General features: G+C 61.6%; 22 protein-coding genes. 21 read left to right on the top strand and 1 reads right to left on the bottom strand.

Annotation, left to right across the window (positions count from 1 at the left end; genetic code table 11):
* The first annotated feature begins 9 nt into the window (after positions 1 to 9).
* The 17 genes from rplE to bfr all read left to right on the top strand — a co-directional run bounded on the left by rplE (position 10) and on the right by bfr (position 10200).
* Positions 10 to 549, top strand: a complete 540-nt coding sequence (gene rplE, locus ABE459_RS10965; protein WP_003255474.1) for a 50S ribosomal protein L5 — start codon at positions 10 to 12, stop codon at positions 547 to 549.
* 13 nt (positions 550 to 562) lie between these two features.
* Positions 563 to 868: a 30S ribosomal protein S14 gene (gene rpsN, locus ABE459_RS10960; RefSeq protein ID WP_023629181.1), complete on the top strand. Its 306-nt coding sequence runs from the start codon at positions 563 to 565 to the stop codon at positions 866 to 868.
* 210 nt (positions 869 to 1078) lie between these two features.
* Positions 1079 to 1471 (top strand): 30S ribosomal protein S8, encoded by a 393-nt coding sequence (rpsH, locus tag ABE459_RS10955; protein WP_110996348.1) that lies wholly within the window; start codon positions 1079 to 1081, stop codon positions 1469 to 1471.
* 12 nt (positions 1472 to 1483) lie between these two features.
* Positions 1484 to 2017, top strand: coding sequence for a 50S ribosomal protein L6 (gene rplF / locus ABE459_RS10950; RefSeq protein ID WP_110996349.1), 534 nt, complete (start codon positions 1484 to 1486; stop codon positions 2015 to 2017).
* A 10-nt stretch (positions 2018 to 2027) separates the two neighbouring features.
* Positions 2028 to 2378: a 50S ribosomal protein L18 gene (rplR, locus tag ABE459_RS10945; RefSeq protein ID WP_011531893.1), complete on the top strand. Its 351-nt coding sequence runs from the start codon at positions 2028 to 2030 to the stop codon at positions 2376 to 2378.
* Positions 2379 to 2381: 3 nt separating this feature from the next.
* The gene (rpsE, locus tag ABE459_RS10940; protein WP_046857343.1) at positions 2382 to 2882 is read left to right on the top strand and encodes a 30S ribosomal protein S5; all 501 of its coding nucleotides are present in this window, start codon (positions 2382 to 2384) and stop codon (positions 2880 to 2882) included.
* 2 nt (positions 2883 to 2884) lie between these two features.
* On the top strand, positions 2885 to 3061 hold the full coding sequence (rpmD, locus tag ABE459_RS10935) for a 50S ribosomal protein L30 (RefSeq protein ID WP_011531895.1): 177 nt from the start codon (positions 2885 to 2887) through the stop codon (positions 3059 to 3061).
* 3 nt (positions 3062 to 3064) lie between these two features.
* Positions 3065 to 3499: a 50S ribosomal protein L15 gene (gene rplO, locus ABE459_RS10930; protein WP_110996350.1), complete on the top strand. Its 435-nt coding sequence runs from the start codon at positions 3065 to 3067 to the stop codon at positions 3497 to 3499.
* Positions 3500 to 4831: a preprotein translocase subunit SecY gene (secY, locus tag ABE459_RS10925; protein ID WP_003257108.1), complete on the top strand. Its 1332-nt coding sequence runs from the start codon at positions 3500 to 3502 to the stop codon at positions 4829 to 4831.
* Positions 4832 to 4861: 30 nt separating this feature from the next.
* Entirely contained in the window at positions 4862 to 4978 is a 117-nt protein-coding gene (rpmJ, locus tag ABE459_RS10920; RefSeq protein WP_032116397.1) for a 50S ribosomal protein L36, read from the top strand.
* A 129-nt stretch (positions 4979 to 5107) separates the two neighbouring features.
* Entirely contained in the window at positions 5108 to 5464 is a 357-nt protein-coding gene (gene rpsM / locus ABE459_RS10915; protein WP_003255457.1) for a 30S ribosomal protein S13, read from the top strand.
* An 18-nt stretch (positions 5465 to 5482) separates the two neighbouring features.
* Positions 5483 to 5872: a 30S ribosomal protein S11 gene (gene rpsK, locus ABE459_RS10910; protein ID WP_003255454.1), complete on the top strand. Its 390-nt coding sequence runs from the start codon at positions 5483 to 5485 to the stop codon at positions 5870 to 5872.
* 15 nt (positions 5873 to 5887) lie between these two features.
* The gene (gene rpsD / locus ABE459_RS10905; protein WP_110996351.1) at positions 5888 to 6508 is read left to right on the top strand and encodes a 30S ribosomal protein S4; all 621 of its coding nucleotides are present in this window, start codon (positions 5888 to 5890) and stop codon (positions 6506 to 6508) included.
* 22 nt (positions 6509 to 6530) lie between these two features.
* A complete protein-coding gene (rpoA, locus tag ABE459_RS10900; protein WP_003255452.1) occupies positions 6531 to 7532 on the top strand; it encodes a DNA-directed RNA polymerase subunit alpha in 1002 nt (333 codons plus the stop codon).
* A 42-nt stretch (positions 7533 to 7574) separates the two neighbouring features.
* On the top strand, positions 7575 to 7961 hold the full coding sequence (rplQ, locus tag ABE459_RS10895) for a 50S ribosomal protein L17 (RefSeq protein ID WP_003255451.1): 387 nt from the start codon (positions 7575 to 7577) through the stop codon (positions 7959 to 7961).
* A gap of 171 nt (positions 7962 to 8132) precedes the next feature.
* Positions 8133 to 9572 carry a catalase gene (locus ABE459_RS10890; RefSeq protein WP_323832990.1) on the top strand — a complete coding sequence of 480 codons (1440 nt, stop codon included), beginning with the start codon at positions 8133 to 8135 and terminating at the stop codon, positions 9570 to 9572.
* 163 nt (positions 9573 to 9735) lie between these two features.
* A complete protein-coding gene (gene bfr / locus ABE459_RS10885; RefSeq protein WP_323832992.1) occupies positions 9736 to 10200 on the top strand; it encodes a bacterioferritin in 465 nt (154 codons plus the stop codon).
* A 65-nt stretch (positions 10201 to 10265) separates the two neighbouring features.
* Here bfr and uvrA read toward each other — a convergent pair whose 3' ends face one another.
* A complete protein-coding gene (gene uvrA, locus ABE459_RS10880; RefSeq protein WP_178125880.1) occupies positions 10266 to 13100 on the bottom strand; it encodes an excinuclease ABC subunit UvrA in 2835 nt (944 codons plus the stop codon).
* Between the two features lie 129 nt (positions 13101 to 13229).
* On the opposite strand from uvrA, the gene ABE459_RS10875 reads away from it, so the two are divergent.
* From ABE459_RS10875 to ABE459_RS10860, 4 genes are all read left to right on the top strand, one after another.
* Entirely contained in the window at positions 13230 to 14624 is a 1395-nt protein-coding gene (locus tag ABE459_RS10875; RefSeq protein WP_110996354.1) for an MFS transporter, read from the top strand.
* Between the two features lie 9 nt (positions 14625 to 14633).
* The gene (locus ABE459_RS10870; RefSeq protein ID WP_110996355.1) at positions 14634 to 15182 is read left to right on the top strand and encodes a single-stranded DNA-binding protein; all 549 of its coding nucleotides are present in this window, start codon (positions 14634 to 14636) and stop codon (positions 15180 to 15182) included.
* 196 nt (positions 15183 to 15378) lie between these two features.
* Positions 15379 to 17712 carry a hypothetical protein gene (locus ABE459_RS10865; RefSeq protein ID WP_323832994.1) on the top strand — a complete coding sequence of 778 codons (2334 nt, stop codon included), beginning with the start codon at positions 15379 to 15381 and terminating at the stop codon, positions 17710 to 17712.
* A complete protein-coding gene (locus ABE459_RS10860; protein WP_258644207.1) occupies positions 17709 to 18911 on the top strand; it encodes a PcfJ domain-containing protein in 1203 nt (400 codons plus the stop codon). The genes ABE459_RS10865 and ABE459_RS10860 overlap by 4 nt, the downstream gene beginning before the upstream one ends.
* Positions 18912 to 18916: the final 5 nt, after the last annotated feature.

The following is an 18916-nucleotide window of genomic DNA, read 5'->3' as shown; positions in this document are numbered from 1 at the left end:
TAGAAGACCATGGCACGACTGAAAGAGATTTACCGGAACGAAATCGCTCCTAAGCTTAAGGAAGAACTTAAGCTGTCGAACGTGATGGAAGTTCCTCGCGTTACCAAAATCACCCTGAACATGGGTCTGGGCGAAGCGATCGGCGACAAGAAAGTCATCGAGCACGCTGTAGCTGACCTGGAAAAGATCACCGGTCAAAAGCCGGTCGTGACTTTCGCTCGCAAATCCATCGCTGGCTTCAAAGTCCGCGAAGGCTGGCCGATCGGCGTCAAGGTGACCCTGCGTAGCGACAAGATGTACGAATTCCTGGACCGCCTGCTGGCGATCTCCCTGCCTCGGGTTCGCGACTTCCGCGGCCTGAATGCCAAGTCCTTCGATGGTCGTGGCAACTACAGCATGGGCGTGAAAGAGCAGATCATCTTCCCGGAAATCGACTACGACAAGATCGATGCTCTGCGCGGTTTGGACATCACCCTGACCACCACTGCTCGTTCGGACGACGAAGGCCGCGCTCTGCTGCGTGCTTTCAAGTTCCCGTTCCGCAACTGATTGGAGTAGGAAAATGGCCAAGAAGAGCATGAAAAACCGCGAGCTGAAGCGTCAGCTCACGGTAGCCAAGTACGCTAAAAAGCGTGCCGAGCTGAAAGCGACCATCGTCAACCTGAACGCCTCTCCAGAAGAGCGTTTCGCTGCCGTTGTCGCTCTGCAGAAGCAGCCACGTGACGCTAGCGCCTCGCGCATGCGTAACCGCTGCCGCATCACCGGTCGTCCGCACGGCGTGTACCGCAAGTTCGGCCTCGGCCGTAACAAGCTGCGCGAAGCCGCCATGCGTGGTGATGTGCCAGGTCTGGTCAAGGCCAGCTGGTAATCCCGGTTGGCGTGACCGCCGGCGGAAGGGGAGAAATCTTCCGACCGCCGGTGACCTCGCAAAGAAACAAGCCCCTATATGGGGCTTGTTTCGTTTCTGCCTTGTGTCTAGAATGACCGGCTCACCTGAGCCTGGGTTTTTTACCCTGCCTGCTCGGGTGGTTGTGATAGCCGCAAGGCTAATAATTCTTGTATCAGGAGCATCTAGCCCATGAGTATGCAGGACCCGTTAGCGGACATGCTAACTCGCATCCGTAATGCCCAGATGGCTGAAAAGTCTGTCGTAAGCATGCCTTCCTCCACGCTGAAGGTCGCGGTTGCCAAAGTACTGAAAGACGAAGGTTACATCGCCGGCTACGAAGTCAGCGGCGAAGCCAAGCCTTCCCTGTCGATCGAACTGAAGTACTTCGAAGGCCGTCCGGTCATCGAGGAACTGAAGCGCACCAGCCGTCCAGGCCTGCGCCAGTACAAGGCCGTCACTGACCTGCCGAAAGTACGTGGCGGTCTGGGCGTGTCTATCGTCTCCACCAACAAAGGTGTGATGACTGACCGCGCTGCGCGCGCTGCCGGTGTCGGCGGCGAAGTTCTGTGCACAGTGTTCTAAGGGGAGATAGGCATGTCTCGCGTCGCTAAGAACCCCGTTAAGCTGCCAGCAGGCGTCGAAGTCAAATTCGCCGGTCAGCAGCTTTCGGTGAAGGGTGCCAAGGGCACTCTCGAACTGAACGTTCACTCGTCTGTTGAAGTTACCGAAGAAGCTGGCGAGCTGCGTTTCGTCGCTCGCAACGGTGATCAGCAAGCTCGCGCCATGGCCGGTACCACCCGCGCCCTGGTGAACAACATGGTCCAGGGCGTAAGCCAAGGCTTCGAGCGCAAGCTCCAGCTGGTCGGTGTTGGTTACAAGGCACAGGCCAAGGGCACCATCCTGAACCTGGCTCTGGGCTTCTCGCACCCAGTGGATTACGAACTGCCAGCCGGTATCACCGCTGAAACTCCTAGCCAGACCGACATCCTGATCAAGGGTATCGACAAGCAGCTGGTAGGTCAGGTGGCCGCTGAAGTCCGCGGTTTCCGTCCGCCAGAGCCTTACAAGGGCAAGGGTGTGCGTTACGCGGATGAAGTAGTCCGTCGTAAAGAAGCCAAGAAGAAGTAGGGCCTAGCAAATGACCGACAAAAAAGTTACTCGACTGCGTCGCGCTCGCAAAGCACGCCTGAAAATGCACGAGCTCGAAGCCGTGCGTCTGTGCGTGTTCCGCTCCTCGCAGCACATCTACGCCCAGGTCATCTCGGCCGACGGCAGCAAGGTTCTGGCAAGTGCCTCGACCTTGGACAAAGAACTGCGTGATGGTGCCACCGGCAACATCGACGCGGCCACTAAGGTTGGCAAGCTGGTAGCTGAGCGTGCGAAAGCCGCCGGTGTATCTCAAGTTGCCTTTGACCGTTCCGGCTTCAAGTACCATGGCCGCGTCAAAGCGCTGGCTGATGCTGCTCGTGAAGGCGGGCTGGAGTTCTAAGTTATGGCAAATAACGATCAAAAGCGCGACGAAGGCTACATCGAGAAGCTGGTTCAAGTTAACCGCGTTGCCAAGACCGTCAAGGGCGGCCGTATCTTCACCTTCACCGCGCTGACCGTGGTAGGTGATGGCAAAGGCCGCGTTGGCTTCGGCCGTGGCAAATCGCGCGAAGTACCAGCTGCGATCCAGAAAGCCATGGAAGCTGCTCGTCGCAACATGATTCAGGTTGACCTGAAAGGCACCACCCTGCAGTACGCCACCAAGGCCGCCCACGGCGCCTCGAAGGTCTACATGCAGCCTGCCTCGGAAGGTACCGGTATCATCGCCGGTGGCGCAATGCGTGCCGTCCTGGAAGTTGCTGGCGTTCAGAACGTCCTGGCCAAGTGCTACGGCTCGACCAACCCAGTGAACGTGGTACACGCCACCTTCAAGGGTCTGAAAGCCATGCAATCCCCTGAGTCCATTGCTGCCAAGCGCGGCAAGACTGTTGAGGAGATCCGCTGATCATGGCAACCGTTAAAGTTACGCTGATCAAGAGCGTCTCGGGCCGTATCCCTAACCACAAACTGTGCGTGAAGGGTCTGGGTCTGCGTCGTATCGGTCACACTGTAGAAGTCCAGGATACTCCCGAGAACCGCGGGATGATCAACAAGGCTTACTACATGCTGAAGGTCGAGGGTTAATCGATGAAACTCAATGATCTGAGTCCAGCGCCGGGTTCCCGTCGCGAGAAGCACCGTCCGGGCCGTGGTATCGGTAGCGGTCTGGGCAAGACTGGTGGCCGTGGTCACAAAGGTCAGACTTCGCGTTCCGGTGGCACCATTGCTCCAGGCTTCGAAGGCGGTCAACAGCCGCTGCACCGTCGCCTGCCGAAGTTCGGCTTCGTATCCCTGAAAGCCATGGACCGCGCAGAAGTGCGTCTGTCCGAGCTGGCCAAGGTGGAAGGCGATCTGATCACTGTTCAGTCCCTCAAGGACGCCAACGTGATCGGCCAGCACGTACAGCGTGTGAAAATCATGCTGTCGGGCGAAGTCACTCGCGCAGTCACCCTCAAGGGTATCGCCGTCACCAAAGGTGCACGTGCGGCTATCGAAGCAGCTGGCGGCAAGTTCGAGGAATAAATGGCTAAGCAAGGTGCTCTCTCTTCGCTCGGTAAGGGCGGGATGTCGGAACTCTGGGCTCGTCTGCGTTTTCTGTTCATGGCGATCATCGTCTATCGGATTGGCGCGCACATCCCGGTACCAGGCATTAACCCGGACCGTCTCGCGGATCTGTTCCGGCAGAATGAGGGGACCATTCTTAGCTTGTTCAACATGTTTTCCGGCGGCGCGCTGGAGCGCATGAGCATCTTTGCACTGGGGATCATGCCGTACATCTCGGCATCGATCATCATGCAGCTCATGACCGCTGTCAGCCCGCAGCTGGAGCAGTTGAAGAAGGAAGGTGAAGCTGGCCGTCGCAAGATCAGCCAGTACACCCGCTACGGCACCGTAATCCTGGCGCTGGTTCAAGCCATTGGCATGTCCATTGGCCTGGCCAACCAGGGCGTGGCGTTTTCTGTTGGCCTCGGCTTCCATGTCGTCGCCGTCTCCACCTTCGTGGCAGGCGCGATGTTCATGATGTGGCTGGGTGAGCAGATCACCGAGCGCGGTGTGGGCAACGGTATCTCGATGTTGATCTTCGCAGGTATCGTTGCCGGTCTTCCGAGAGCAATCGGGCAGTCTTTCGAGTCTGCGCGTACAGGCGATATCAACATCTTCGCCCTGGTCGCTATCGGTTTGCTGGCAGTAGCGATTATCGGTTTCGTGGTGTTCATTGAGCGTGGTCAGCGTCGTATCGCCGTTCACTACGCCAAGCGTCAGCAGGGCCGCAAGGTCTTCGCTGCGCAGACCAGCCACCTGCCGCTGAAAGTGAACATGGCGGGCGTAATCCCAGCCATTTTCGCGAGCAGCATCTTGCTGTTCCCGGCTTCGCTGGGTGCCTGGTTCGGTCAGTCCGAAGGTATGGGCTGGTTGCAGGACATCTCGCAGTCGATCGCTCCTGGTCAGCCGTTGAACATTCTGCTGTTTAGTGCAGGGATCATTTTCTTCTGCTTCTTCTACACAGCGTTGATGTTCAATCCGAAAGACGTAGCGGAAAACCTGAAGAAGTCCGGTGCCTTTATTCCGGGTATCCGTCCTGGTGAGCAGTCGGCGCGCTACATTGATGGCGTTCTGACCCGTTTGACCATGTTCGGTGCTCTTTACATGATGGCCGTGTGCCTGCTGCCCCAGTTCCTGGTGGTGGCTGCAAACGTGCCGTTCTACCTTGGCGGGACCTCGTTGCTGATTGTGGTAGTGGTTGTGATGGACTTCATGTCCCAAGTACAATCGCACCTCGTTTCGCACCAGTACGAATCCCTGATGAAGAAAGCCAACCTGAAAGGCTACGGCGGCAGCGGTCTGCTGCGCTGATCTAGCCCCTTAAGGTTCGAGGAGTCGGTAATGAAAGTTCGTGCATCGGTGAAAAAGCTGTGCCGCAACTGCAAGATTATTCGTCGCGAAGGTATCGTGCGCGTGATCTGCAGCGTGGAACCGCGTCACAAGCAGCGCCAAGGCTGAGTGTGATCTGCGTCAAACCCAGCAGCTAGTGTGCTGCTGGGTTGATTATTCGTTTCTACAGCGATATTATCTCGCGCCCTATTTCTTGGCTTCCGGGGCGTAGGTAGCTGTCAATTGGAGTCCCACTGAATGGCCCGTATTGCAGGCGTCAACATTCCAGATAACAAGCATACTGTTATCTCGCTGACCTACATCTATGGTGTCGGTCGCACTACTGCACAGAAAATCTGTGCAGACGCTGGTGTCAACCCAGCCGCAAAGATCAAGGATCTGAGCGACGAGCAAATCGAAACCCTGCGTGGCGAAGTTGCGAAGTTCACCACCGAAGGTGACCTGCGTCGTGACATCAACATGAAGATCAAACGCTTGATGGACCTGGGTTGCTACCGCGGCCTGCGTCATCGTAAAGGTCTGCCGGTTCGCGGTCAGCGCACCAAGACCAACGCACGCACCCGTAAGGGCCCGCGTAAGCCGATCCGCAAGTAATCGCCCAGGAATATAGACATGGCAAAACCTGCTGCTCGTCCTCGTAAAAAAGTCAAAAAGACAGTGGTTGATGGCATCGCCCACATCCATGCGTCTTTCAACAACACCATCGTGACCATCACCGACCGTCAGGGCAACGCACTGTCCTGGGCGACCTCCGGTGGTTCGGGTTTCCGTGGTTCGCGCAAATCCACCCCGTTCGCAGCTCAGATCGCTGCTGAGCGTGCTGGTCAAGCTGCGCTGGAATACGGCCTGAAAAACCTCGACGTCAACGTCAAGGGTCCAGGTCCGGGTCGTGAATCCGCCGTTCGTGCACTGAACAGCTGCGGCTACAAGATCGCCAGCATCACCGACGTGACGCCAATCCCGCATAACGGGTGCCGTCCGCCGAAGAAGCGTCGCGTGTAATCAGGAGACAGATAAATGGCACGTTACATTGGTCCAAAATGCAAACTGTCTCGCCGTGAAGGCACTGACCTGTTCCTGAAGAGCGGCGTTCGCGCTCTGGAATCGAAGTGCAACATCGAAGCAGCCCCAGGTATCCACGGCCAGCGCCGTGGCCGTCAGTCCGACTACGGTACCCAGCTGCGCGAGAAACAAAAAGTTCGTCGTATCTACGGTGTTCTGGAGCGTCAATTCCGCGGTTACTACCAAGCGGCTGCCTCGAAGAAAGGCGCCACCGGTGAGAACCTGCTGCAGATGCTCGAGTCCCGTCTGGACAACGTCGTCTACCGTATGGGCTTCGGTTCCACCCGTTCCGAGTCCCGTCAGCTGGTTTCGCACAAAGCAATCAGCGTCAACGGCAAGACCGTGAACATTCCATCCTACCAAGTTCGTCCGGGTGACGTGGTCGCAGTTCGCGAGAAGTCGCTGAACCAGCTGCGCATTGTTCAAGCCCTTGAACTGTGCTCTCAGCGTGGCCGCGTTGAGTGGGTAGACGTGGATGCTGCTAAAAAGTCGGGCGTTTTCAAGAACGTTCCTGCTCGCAGCGACCTGTCCGCCGACATCAACGAAAACCTGATTGTCGAGCTCTACTCCAAGTAAGGGCTAGAAAATAGGTGCATCCATGCAGATTTCGGTAAATGAGTTTCTGACACCCCGCCACATTGATGTGCAGGTTGTCAGTCCAACCCGCGCCAAGATCACGCTCGAGCCTCTCGAGCGTGGCTTCGGCCATACCCTGGGCAACGCGCTGCGCCGCATCCTGTTGTCCTCCATGCCTGGCTGTGCAGTAGTCGAGGCCGAGATCGATGGCGTACTCCATGAGTACTCCGCGATCGAAGGTGTACAGGAAGACGTCATTGAAATCCTGTTGAACCTGAAAGGCCTGGCTATCAAGCTGCACGGTCGTGACGAAGTTACGCTGACCTTGTCGAAAAAGGGTTCGGGGGTGGTTACCGCTGCCGATATTCAGCTGGATCACGATGTCGAGATCGTCAACCCCGATCACGTAATCGCGAACCTGGCGTCCAACGGCGCCCTGAACATGAAGCTCACTGTAGCTCGTGGTCGCGGTTACGAGCCGGCCGACTCCCGTCAGACCGACGAAGACGAAAGCCGTAGCATTGGCCGTCTGCAGCTGGACGCTTCGTTCAGCCCGGTGCGTCGTATCGCCTATGTGGTCGAGAACGCCCGTGTTGAACAGCGTACCAACCTGGACAAGCTGGTCATCGATCTGGAAACCAACGGTACCCTGGATCCTGAAGAGGCCATCCGTCGTGCCGCGACCATCCTGCAACAGCAGCTGGCCGCGTTCGTCGACCTCAAGGGTGACAGCGAGCCGGTCGTGGTCGAGCAGGAAGACGAGATCGATCCGATCCTGCTGCGCCCGGTTGACGACCTGGAACTGACCGTACGTTCGGCCAACTGCCTCAAGGCGGAGAACATCTACTACATCGGCGACCTGATTCAGCGTACCGAAGTAGAGCTGTTGAAGACTCCTAACCTGGGCAAGAAGTCCCTGACTGAAATCAAGGACGTCCTGGCCTCCCGTGGTCTGTCTCTCGGCATGCGCCTCGACAACTGGCCGCCTGCAAGCCTTAAGAAAGACGACAAGGCGACAGCCTGATCGTCGTAATCACCGAACGTTGTGTTTGGTAAGGAATGAATCATGCGTCATCGTAAAAGTGGACGTCACCTGAGCCGTACCAGCTCTCACCGCAAAGCTATGTTCCAGAACATGGCTGTGTCGCTGATCGAGCACGAGCTGATCAAAACCACCCTGCCGAAAGCCAAGGAACTGCGCCGCGTTGCCGAGCCGCTGATCACCCTGGCCAAGGAAGACAGCGTTGCCAACCGTCGTCTGGCCTTCGACCGTACTCGTTCGAAGTCCGCTGTTGGCAAACTGTTCAACGACCTGGGCAAGCGTTACGCCACCCGTCAGGGCGGCTACCTGCGCATCCTGAAGTGCGGTTTCCGCGCTGGCGACAACGCGCCTATGGCGTACGTCGAGCTGGTTGATCGTCCGGTCGGTGGTGCTGTAGAAGCTGCCGAGTAAGACGTTCTGTCTGCTACAAAGAACCGGGCCTAGTGCCCGGTTTTTTGTTGCCCGGTGAATTGTCATTTTCTATTGATGCAAGTCAGGTAATGAATTTGTTCGTGTCACACCGCTCGTCAATACTCTCTCCAAGCCGATTAGCCGGCCGTTCAAGACCGATAAGGAGAGCCCATGAGCAAGATTCTCACCACCGCCAGCGGTGCACCTGTAGCTGATAACCAGAATTCCCGTTCCGCCGGCCCGCGCGGCCCGCTGTTGCTCGACGATTTCCACCTGCTCGAGAAGTTAGCTCACTTCAACCGCGAGAACATTCCTGAGCGCCGTGTACATGCCAAAGGCTCGGGCGCCTACGGTACTTTCACCGTTACCCGCGATATCACCGGCTACACCAGCGCCAAGCTGTTCAGCGCCGTCGGCAAGCAGACCGAAACCTTCCTGCGCTTCTCCACCGTGGGTGGCGAGCGCGGCTCTGCTGATACCGAGCGCGACCCGCGTGGCTTTGCGGTCAAGTTCTACACCGAGGAAGGCAACTGGGACATTGTCGGCAACAACACGCCGGTCTTCTTCATTCGTGACCCGCTGAAATTCCCGGATTTCATTCACACCCAGAAGCGCCACCCGCAGAGCAACCTGAAGAATGCCCAGATGATGTGGGACTTCTGGTCGCATTCGCCCGAGGCGCTGCATCAGGTCACCATCCTGTTCTCCGATCGCGGCATCCCGGACGGCTACCGCCACATGCACGGTTTCGGCAGCCATACCTACAGCCTGATCAACGACAAGGGTGAGCGCACCTGGGTCAAGTGGCACTACAAGACCCAACAGGGCATCAAGAACCTGACCCCTGCCGAAGCAGCCCGCCTTGCCGGCAGCGACCCAGATTACGCCCAGCGCGACCTGTTCGAAGCCATCGAACGTGGCGATTACCCGCGCTGGACCGTGTGCATCCAGGTGATGAGCGAAGCCGAGGCTGCAAGCCGTCAGGAGAACCCGTTCGACGTGACCAAGACCTGGTCGCAAAAGGACTATCCGCTGATCGAAGTCGGCGTGCTGGAGCTCAACCGCAACCCGCTCAACTACTTCGCCGAAGTTGAGCAGGCCACGTTCGGCCCGAGCAACATGGTCCCGGGCGTGGGGCTGTCGCCGGACCGTATGCTGCAAGGCCGCGTATTCGCCTACGCCGACGCCCACCGCTACCGCGTGGGTACCAATCACCAGCATCTGCCGGTGAACGCGCCGCGCAGTCCCGTGCACAGCTACCAGCGCGATGGCGCCATGGCCAGCGGCAGCTACGGCAGCGCGCCGAACTACGAACCGAACAGCTTCAGCGATGCACCCAAGCAGTCGCCGCGTCATGCCGAGCCGTCGTTGGCGCTCGATGGTACGGCTGACCGCTACGATCACCGCGAGGACAACGACTACTACAGCCATGCCGGCGCACTTTTCCGCCTGATGAGCAACGAACAGCGAGCACTGCTGATCAACAACATCGCCGGGACCATGGCCAATGTCAGCGAGGACGTCATCCAGCGCCAACTGCAGCACTTCTACAAGGCCGATCCGGCCTATGCGCAAGGCATTGCCAAAGCTCTGGGCATAACCCTTGCCTAAGTCGAAGTGATAAAAAGAACCGCCCTCATTTGGGCGGTTTTTCAATGAAAATCACTACGGTTTAGCCGATTATTTGCCGTTAATTGCGCATTTTCCCGTGACCACGCGCAAAAGCTGGTTCAAACTATGAGCTATCGACGCATTCACAGGGAGAAGCAGGGCGATGCAAGGTCACCCGGACGTAATCAACTACCTCGTCATGTTGCTGAAGGGCGAACTGGCAGCACGCGATCAATACTTCATCCATTCGCGGATGTATGAAGATTGGGGCCTGGGCAAGCTCTTCGAGCGCATCAACCACGAGATGGAAGAAGAGACGCAGCACGCCGATGCGCTGATGCGCCGTATCCTCATGCTCGAAGGCACCCCGGACATGCGCGCTGATGATCTGGAAGTGGGCAAGACCGTGCCCGATATGATCGCGGCCGACCTCAAGCTCGAGTACAAAGTCCGCGCCGCGCTGTGCAAGGGCATCGAGCTGTGCGAGCTGCACAAAGACTACATCAGCCGCGACATCCTGCGCGCGCAGTTGGCAGATACCGAAGAAGATCACACCTACTGGCTGGAGAAGCAGCAGGGCCTGATCAAGGCTATCGGCCTGGAAAACTACCTGCAGTCGCAGATGTAAGTTATCCACAGCTGCAAAAAAGCCCCTGTCACTCACATGACAGGGGCTTTTTCATGGGCGCGGGATCAGGCCCGATCTCGCTCCAGCAGTGGTTTCAGATAGTGCCCGGTATAGGACTGCTGCTTCTCGGCCAGCTCTTCAGGCGTACCAACGGCAATGATCTGCCCACCCTTGGAGCCACCCTCCGGCCCCAGGTCCACCAACCAGTCCGCCGTCTTGATCACATCCAGGTTGTGCTCGATGACCACCACGGTGTTGCCGTGGTCGCGCAGACGATGCAGCACGTCCAGCAGTTGCTGGATATCGGCGAAGTGCAAGCCTGTGGTCGGTTCGTCGAGGATGTACAGGGTCTTGCCGGTATCGCGCTTGGACAGCTCGCGCGACAGCTTGACCCGCTGCGCCTCGCCGCCCGACAGCGTGGTGGCTGACTGCCCCAGCTTGATGTAGGAAAGCCCCACGTCCATCAGCGTCTGCAGCTTGCGCGCTAGTGCCGGCACCGCGTCGAAGAACCCACGGGCATCCTCGATGGTCATTTCCAGCACCTCGTGGATGTTCTTGCCCTTGTACTTGATCTCCAGGGTTTCGCGGTTATAGCGCTTGCTCTTACACACGTCGCACGGCACGTAGATGTCCGGCAGGAAGTGCATTTCCACCTTGATCAGGCCGTCGCCCTGGCACGCCTCGCAGCGCCCGCCCTTGACGTTGAACGAGAAACGCCCCGGGCCGTAGCCGCGGGAGCGCGCCTCCGGCACACCGGCGAACAGCTCACGGATCGGTGTGAAGATGCCGGTATAGGTCGCCGGGTTTGAACGCGGCGTGCGACCGATCGGGCTCTGGTCGATATCGACCACCTTGTCCAGGTGTTGCAGGCCATCGATGCTGCTGTGCGGCGCCGGCTCCAGGGTGCTGGCACCGTTGAGCGCGGTGGCCGCCAGGGGGAACAGGGTGTTGTTGATCAGCGTCGATTTACCCGAGCCGGACACACCGGTCACGCAGGTCAAAAGGCCAATCGGCAGTTCCAGGTCGACGTTCTGCAGGTTGTTGCCGCGCGCGCCCTTGAGCTTGAGCGACAGCTTCTTGTTGCGCGGGGTGCGCTTGGCCGGCACGACGATCTTCTTGCGCCCGGACAGGTACTTGCCGGTCAGCGAGTCGGGATGCGCCATCACCTCGTCCGGTGTGCCCTCGGCGACGATCTGCCCGCCATGCACGCCGGCCCCGGGGCCGATATCCACAACGTAGTCGGCCAGGCGGATGGCGTCCTCGTCGTGCTCCACCACGATCACCGTGTTGCCCAGGTCGCGCAGGTGGTTGAGGGTGGCCAGCAGGCGGTCGTTGTCCCGTTGATGAAGGCCGATGGACGGTTCATCGAGGATGTACATGACGCCCACCAGGCCGGCACCGATCTGGCTGGCCAGGCGGATCCGCTGGGCCTCACCGCCGGACAGGGTGTCGGCGCTGCGGTCGAGGGTCAGGTAGTCGAGGCCGACGTTGACCAGGAACTGCAGGCGCTCGCAGATCTCCTTGAGAATCTTCGCCGCGATCTCGCCACGGCGGCCGGTCAGGGTCAGGTCGCTGAAGTAGTTGCTGGCTTCACCGATCGGCAGGTTGGTCACCGCCGGCAGGGTCTTCTCGCCCACCCACACATGCCGCGCCTCACGGCGCAGGCGGGTGCCGCGGCAGTCTGGGCAGGGCTGGGTGCCAAGGAACTTGGCCAGCTCTTCGCGCACGGTGGCCGACTCGGTCTCGCGGTAGCGGCGCTCGAGGTTGGGCACGATGCCTTCGAACGGGTGCGAACGCTTGACGATATCGCCCCGGTCGTTGAGGTACTTGAAGTCGACGCTTTGCTTGCCGCTGCCGTGCAGGATGACCTTCTGGTCCTCGGCCGACAGCTCGCCGAACGGCTGTTCAAGGCTGAAGCCATAGTGCGCCGCCAGCGAGCCGAGCATCTGGAAGTAGTAGACGTTGCGCCGGTCCCAGCCGCGTATCGCCCCCTCGGCCAGAGTCAGCTCGCTGTTGACCAGGCGCTTGGTATCGAAGAACTGCTTCACCCCCAGGCCATCGCAGGTCGGGCAGGCGCCGGCCGGGTTGTTGAAGGAGAACAGCTTCGGTTCCAGCTCGCTGATCGCATGGCCGCAGATCGGGCAGGCGAAGCGCGCGGAGAAGATCGTCTCTTCGCCGTCCTCGTCATCCATCGGCGCTACCAGGGCGATGCCGTCCGCCAGTTTGAGCGCGGTCTCGAACGACTCGGCCAGACGCTGTTGCAGGTCGGCGCGCACCTTGAAGCGGTCCACCACCACATCGATGCTGTGCTTCTTCTGCTTGTCCAGCTTGGGCAGTTCGTCCAGCTCGTAGAGCTTGCCGTTGACCCGCGCACGCACGAAGCCCTGGGCGCGCAATTCGTCGAACACCGCCAAGTGCTCACCCTTGCGCTCGCGGACCACCGGCGCCAGCAGCATCAGCTTGCTGCCTTCGGGGTTTTCCAGCACCAGGTCGACCATCTGGCTGATCGTTTGCGCTTCCAGCGGGATGTCGTGGTCCGGGCAGCGCGGCGTGCCAACCCGCGCATAGAGCAGGCGCAGGTAGTCGTAGATCTCGGTGATGGTGCCCACGGTGGAGCGCGGGTTGTGCGAGGTGGACTTCTGCTCGATGGAAATCGCCGGCGACAGGCCTTCGATGGTGTCGACGTCGGGCTTTTCCATCATCGACAGGAACTGCCGGGCGTAGGCCGACAGCGATTCCACATAGCGGCGCTGGCCCTCGGCGTACAGGGTGTCGAACGCCAGCGACGACTTGCCGGAGCCGGACAGGCCGGTGATCACGATCAGCTTGTCCCGCGGTAGCGTGAGGTCGATGTTCTTCAGGTTGTGGGTACGTGCCCCACGAATCAGGATCTTGTCCACTGCGGCCTCGCTCGGCGGGCATAAACATAGGAGTATACGGCGCGCTGCCAGTACGCGGCAAAGCGTCGCGCAGATGCCGCCAAGCCGTCGGACTGATAGAATCGCCGCCGGTTCACACGAGGTTAATCCATGCACGACACCCACAACGAGCGCATGAGTGGCAGCGAAACCCGCGCCGCTAGCGGCCTGGCCCTGGTCTTTGCCTTTCGTATGCTGGGCATGTTCATGGTATTGCCGGTGCTGGCCACCTACGGCATGGACCTGGCTGGCGCCACGCCTACGCTGATCGGCCTGGCCATCGGCGCCTATGGCCTGACCCAGGCCGTGCTGCAGATTCCATTCGGCATGATCTCCGACCGTATCGGCCGCCGCCCGGTGATCTACCTGGGCTTGGTGATCTTCGCCCTCGGCAGCGTGCTGGCGGCCCAGGCCGACTCGATCTGGGGCGTGATCGCCGGGCGTATCCTGCAAGGTGCCGGGGCCATTTCCGCAGCCGTCATGGCGCTGCTGTCCGACCTCACCCGCGAGCAACACCGCACCAAGGCCATGGCCATGATCGGCATGAGCATCGGCCTGTCGTTTGCCGTTGCCATGGTCGTCGGGCCGCTGCTGACTCGTGCCTTCGGCTTGTCAGGATTGTTCCTCGCCACTGCAGGACTCGCCCTGGTCGGTATCGCCCTGATCGCCTTCGTCGTGCCCAACACCCACAAGACCCTGCAGCACCGCGAGTCCGGCGTGGCCCGCCAGGCCCTGGGCCCGACCCTGCGCCATCCGGACCTTCTGCGCCTGGACGTGGGTATTTTCGTCCTGCACGCCATCCTCATGGCCAGCTTCGTCGCGCTGCCGCTGGCCTTCGTCGAGCGTGGCGGGCTGCCGAAGGAAGAACACTGGTGGGTGTACCTGACCGCGCTGCTGGTTTCATTTTTTGCAATGATCCCCTTCATCATCTACGGCGAGAAGAAGCGCAAGATGAAACGCGTGCTGCTTGGCGCGGTCAGTGTGTTGCTGCTGGTGGAGCTGTTCTTCTGGCAGTGGGCTGACAACTTGCGCGGACTGGTGATCGGCACCGTGGTATTCTTTACCGCCTTCAACCTGTTGGAGGCATCCTTGCCTTCGCTGGTCAGCAAGGTGTCGCCCGCCGGTGGCAAAGGGACTGCAATGGGTGTGTACTCCACCAGTCAGTTCCTGGGTGCCGCGCTGGGAGGAATCATCGGTGGCTGGTTGTTCCAGCACGGTGGCCTGAGCATGGTGTTTCTCGGTTGCGCGGGGCTGTGTGCCCTGTGGCTGGTCACTGCGTTGCGCATGAACGAGCCGCCTTACGTGACCAGCCTGCGCATGCCGCTGACGCCAGAGGCAGTCCGGGAAGCCGGGCTTACCGAGCGCCTGATGGCCGTGCCGGGTGTGACCGACGCCGTGGTGGTGGCAGAAGAAGCCGCCATCTATATCAAACTGGATACGAAAATTTTGGACCGTGCGACCCTCGAGCGTCTGGTGAACCCAGCCTCTTCGGCGTGCGAAGCCTAGGAGAACGTTATGGCCCGTGGGGTTAACAAAGTCATTCTGGTCGGTACCTGCGGTCAGGATCCCGAAGTCCGCTACCTGCCCAACGGTAACGCCGTGACCAACCTGAGCCTGGCCACCAGCGAGCAGTGGACCGACAAGCAGTCCGGCCAGAAGGTCGAGCGCACCGAGTGGCACCGCGTTTCGCTGTTCGGCAAGGTTGCCGAAATCGCCGGCGAGTACCTGCGCAAAGGTTCGCAGGTGTACATCGAAGGCAAGCTGCAAACCCGCGAGTGGGAAAAAGACGGCATCAAGCGCTACACCACCGAGATCATTGTCGACATCAACGGCACCATGCAGCTGCTTGGCGGCCGTCCGCAGAACCAACAAGGTGGCGGCGACCAGTACAACCAGGGTGGTGGCAACAACTACAACCAGGGTGGCGGCCAGCAGCAGTACAACCAGGCCCCGCGTCAGCAAGCCCAGCGTCCTCAGCAGGCGCCACAGCGCCCAGCGCCGCAGCAGCCGGCTCCGCAGCCAGCCGCCGACTTCGACAGCTTCGACGACGATATTCCGTTCTGATCGCAAGCGCTCGGCGTCACGCCAACTCGAAAAACCCAGGGCCTGTGCCCTGGGTTTTTTTATGGCCCCTTGCGCAGTAACGCAATCACCGACTGATGGCATGTTGGCGCCAGGAATCTTGGCTTTGTCTGGCGCAACTGGTAGCGTGCGCGCCACGACGCACAGGGTGTGCGCAGGTCATCACAGGGAGCAGCACATGACAGTCGCCAATACCGTCATTACCGGCATTGAACTCGAGCAATTGCTGGACCGCCTCGACGGCGTCCTCCAGGACCATGGCGCGGCCGCGCTGCTGGAGCAGCTGCAGGCCGAGCCGCTGCAAGCCGACTCGATCGGCTCGATCGAGCGCCTGCATGTGCTGTGGGTCAACGCCGGTGACCTCCACGCCGCCACCCGCGTGCTCGAGCATGACGGCCAACGCCTGCTTGAACACTGCGACCCCGCCGCCCGCGCCGAACTGAGCATGTGCCTGCTGCTCAAGCGCCTGCGCCTGGCCAATTACTGCGACGACGAACCGCTGCTGGAGCAACTGCTCGACCAAGCCCAGGCCATGGCCCAGGTCGCGCCGGACTATGACGTCGAGCACTACCGCCGCGCGCATATCTTCGAGCAGCTCGAGCAGCGTTCCCTGGCGCTGGCGCTCAAGGCCATCGATGCCCGCCACGCCCTGACCCTGCTCAACCCCGGGCGTGCCAGCCTGCGCGCCTGGGATCAGGCCGACCGCGCCTGCCGCCGCGCCTGGGCGCTGCACAACCACCAGCAGCAGGCCGAAGCCCGCGAGGTCGCCCTCGAAGCCGTGGCCGCGTTGCGCCAGGCCGGCCCGGACCAGGACATCGACCAGGGCGACTGGACCTGGCTGGGCAATAGCCTGATCGAGCTGATCCCGTTGCGCCTGGCCATGTTCGAGCAACCGGTGATGGCGCTGATCGCCGACCTGCCGCTGGCCCAGCGCCGCGAGTGGGAAGTGCGCCTGGCGCGCCTCGCCGCCCGGGCCATGCATGCCCAGGGCGACCTGCAGGGCGCCTTGCGCATCCTGCCGGCCGCGGCCATTGCCCTGGACTGCGAAGGCGACAACAGCTTCATCGCCTATGAGCTGCCTTGGCTGGTCGAGGCAGGCGAAATCGAACGGGCAGGGCGCCGAGCCTTCCACGAGATCTACGACCTGCGCGCAGCCGCCGCGCCCGTCGCGGCCCAGGTGGTGGTCGAGCGCCTGCTCGCCCAGGACCCGAGTGTCTGGTGGCCACTGTGCGTCATGCGCGCCTGTGACAGTGAAGAGGTGCTGGAGCACTTCCTGGCGTGCCTGCCGGCCCTCGACGAGTCGCCAGCGGGGAAGGGCGCGCTGCTCGAAGCGCTGTACGACGATGGCGAACAGCCCGAACGGCTCGCGCGCCTGTATGCCCTGGCCCTGGCCGAGGCCCAGCGCATCGCCCCGCGCCACCCCTGGATCCTGCGCTTGCAGGCCGTGCGCGACCGGCAGGCCGGGCGCATCGACGCCGCCACCGAGCTGGCCCTGCTGCAGGAAGCCTTCGCCAGCGGTCAGCTGGATGATCACCGCAGCAGCTATGCCCTGATGTACGCCACGGCCAGTGCGCAGGGCCTGCTCGCTGCCTTGCACCTGCCACCATTCACCCTGGCCAGTGGCTACGACTACTACAACCACGGCTGCAAGCTGTCGGGGCTGGTCGAGCACTTCATCGAAACCCTCGCGCCCGAGCAGCAGGCACAAGCCTGGCACTTGAGCGAGATGGCCCAGCGCGAAAGCTACGAGCGCGGCCAGGCATGCCTGGAGCGCTACTTCGCCAGCGGCCAGGGGCATCGCGGCGACGGTTGCGCGCACCTGTACTCGATGCTGTGCAACAACCTGGCGATCAACTACCGCTACCTCAAGGGCCAGGAGCGCGTCGCGGCGTCCATCGAACTGCACCAGCGCGGCATCGACGCCAGCCCCTTCGCCGAGCACTACCACGGCCTGCTCAACGCCCAGCTCGCCCTCGACGACCACGCGGCGGTGTGCCAGGCGGCGGAAGCCCTGTGGCACTTCGTCCTGGCCCATGGCTACGGCCGTCACGACCCGGATGGCTACATCGGCAAGGTCGCCAGGGCGCTGTATTTCCTCGACCGTGACCACGAGATCACGATCTGGCTGCAACGCCTGCTCGACTGGCAGGCCGAGCAGGAAATCACCGATCAGCAAGTGGACTACGACGGCCTGCGCTGCCGGATGAAGGTAGCCCTGCACCTGGCCCCCACCCAGCCGGACGCCGCGCTGGCGCTGTGGCAGCGCTTTGAAGCGATCATCGTTGGCCACAACGACACGCTGCTGACCTGGGATGCCGGTGACCTGTTCAAGAACCTCGGTCGCAAGGATGAAGCCATCGCTCGCTACACCGCGGCACTGGCCCTGTGTGCCGGCAGCGAGGCGCCCCACGACGTGGCCAACGCCGCCACCCTGCGCCAGGTCATCGACGAGATGCAGCAGGAGCCGGTGCAGGCGCCTGCGGCCAAGCGCTGGTGGCAAGTGTGGAAATGATCGCCACCCCGCGCGCCGGCGCCTATGCGCCGCGCAACCTGCTCAACGCCGAAGCGCTCAAGCGCCGCCTTGAGCAACGCAGCCAGGCCAGGGGCGACGAAGCGCCGGTGCGTAGCTGGCTGCTCAACCATTTCTACCGCCAGCTGGTCGGCAACTTCGAGCCGGTGCACAGGGTGCACAGCCTCGAGCAGGCCGCGACCTTGCTGCAAGGCCAGGCCGTGCCAGCCTGGGTCGGCCGCCACCTGGAACAGGCGGCCAAGGCGGATGGCGCCGTGACGCTCGCCTGGCTCGACCCGGAACACCCCGCGGTGCTGGAGCAGGAAGCGATGCTGGTGGAGTTCCTCGCTGCGCGCAAAGGCACGGCGCTGGACGGCAAGCTCGAACGCATCAACTGCCCGCAGGCCCTGGCGCTGTGGCACCAGGAACACGCCCGCATGGCCGCGCGCCAGGCCCAGGGATGGCGCCAGAGCCGGCCCGAGGCAGTGCGCCAGGTAGTCGAATGCGCCGAGCACGCGCTGGTCGAGCTGCTGCCGGACGGCCCGCACCTGCGTGAAGAAATGGCCTTCGAAAGCTACGTGATGCGCCACTGCCTCGGCCAGTTCGCCGACCGTCGCGCCCTGCACGGTGGCTACGGCGAAAGCTACGCCGAGGCCGTGGAGGCCGGGCGCATGCGCATCTTCAGCCTGCGCGATGGCCAGGGCCAGCCGCACATCACCATCAGCCTGCTGGTCATGGCCGACGGCAGCCTGCGCCTCGACCAGCTCAAGGGTAAACAGAACCGCCCGCCGGTCGCCCGCTACCTGGACGACGTACTCAGGTGCCTGAATGCGCTGGGCACCGACCGGCAAACGCCGGCGGATTGCCTGGCCATCGGTGTGGTGCGCTGTGACGCGGGCTGGTGTCGACTGGAAGCGGTGACCGACCCCGCTACCCAGGCGCGGCTGATCGCCCAGCACCCGCAGTTGTTCGACCGTTTTGCCGCGCCGTCGGCGCTGGTGGAATGGCTGGTGGCGGCGCGTCAGCCCGAACAGTTGCGGGCGACGCCACCGCGTACCGCCACGTTGCGCTACGCCTTGCGCCACCTGCTTGGCCAGCCCGTACACGACGGCCCGGTGTACGCCACTGAAGCCGTGACCTGGCCCGGCATGACCGCGGCCATGGCCGCTGGCATCGCCGATTGGCTATCCACCCAACGCTGAGGCTA

It is taken from the genome of Pseudomonas sp. TWI923 (assembly GCF_039673365.1).
Lineage (GTDB): Bacteria > Pseudomonadota > Gammaproteobacteria > Pseudomonadales > Pseudomonadaceae > Aquipseudomonas > Aquipseudomonas sichuanensis.
This window is presented reverse-complemented; position numbering and strand designations above follow the sequence as displayed.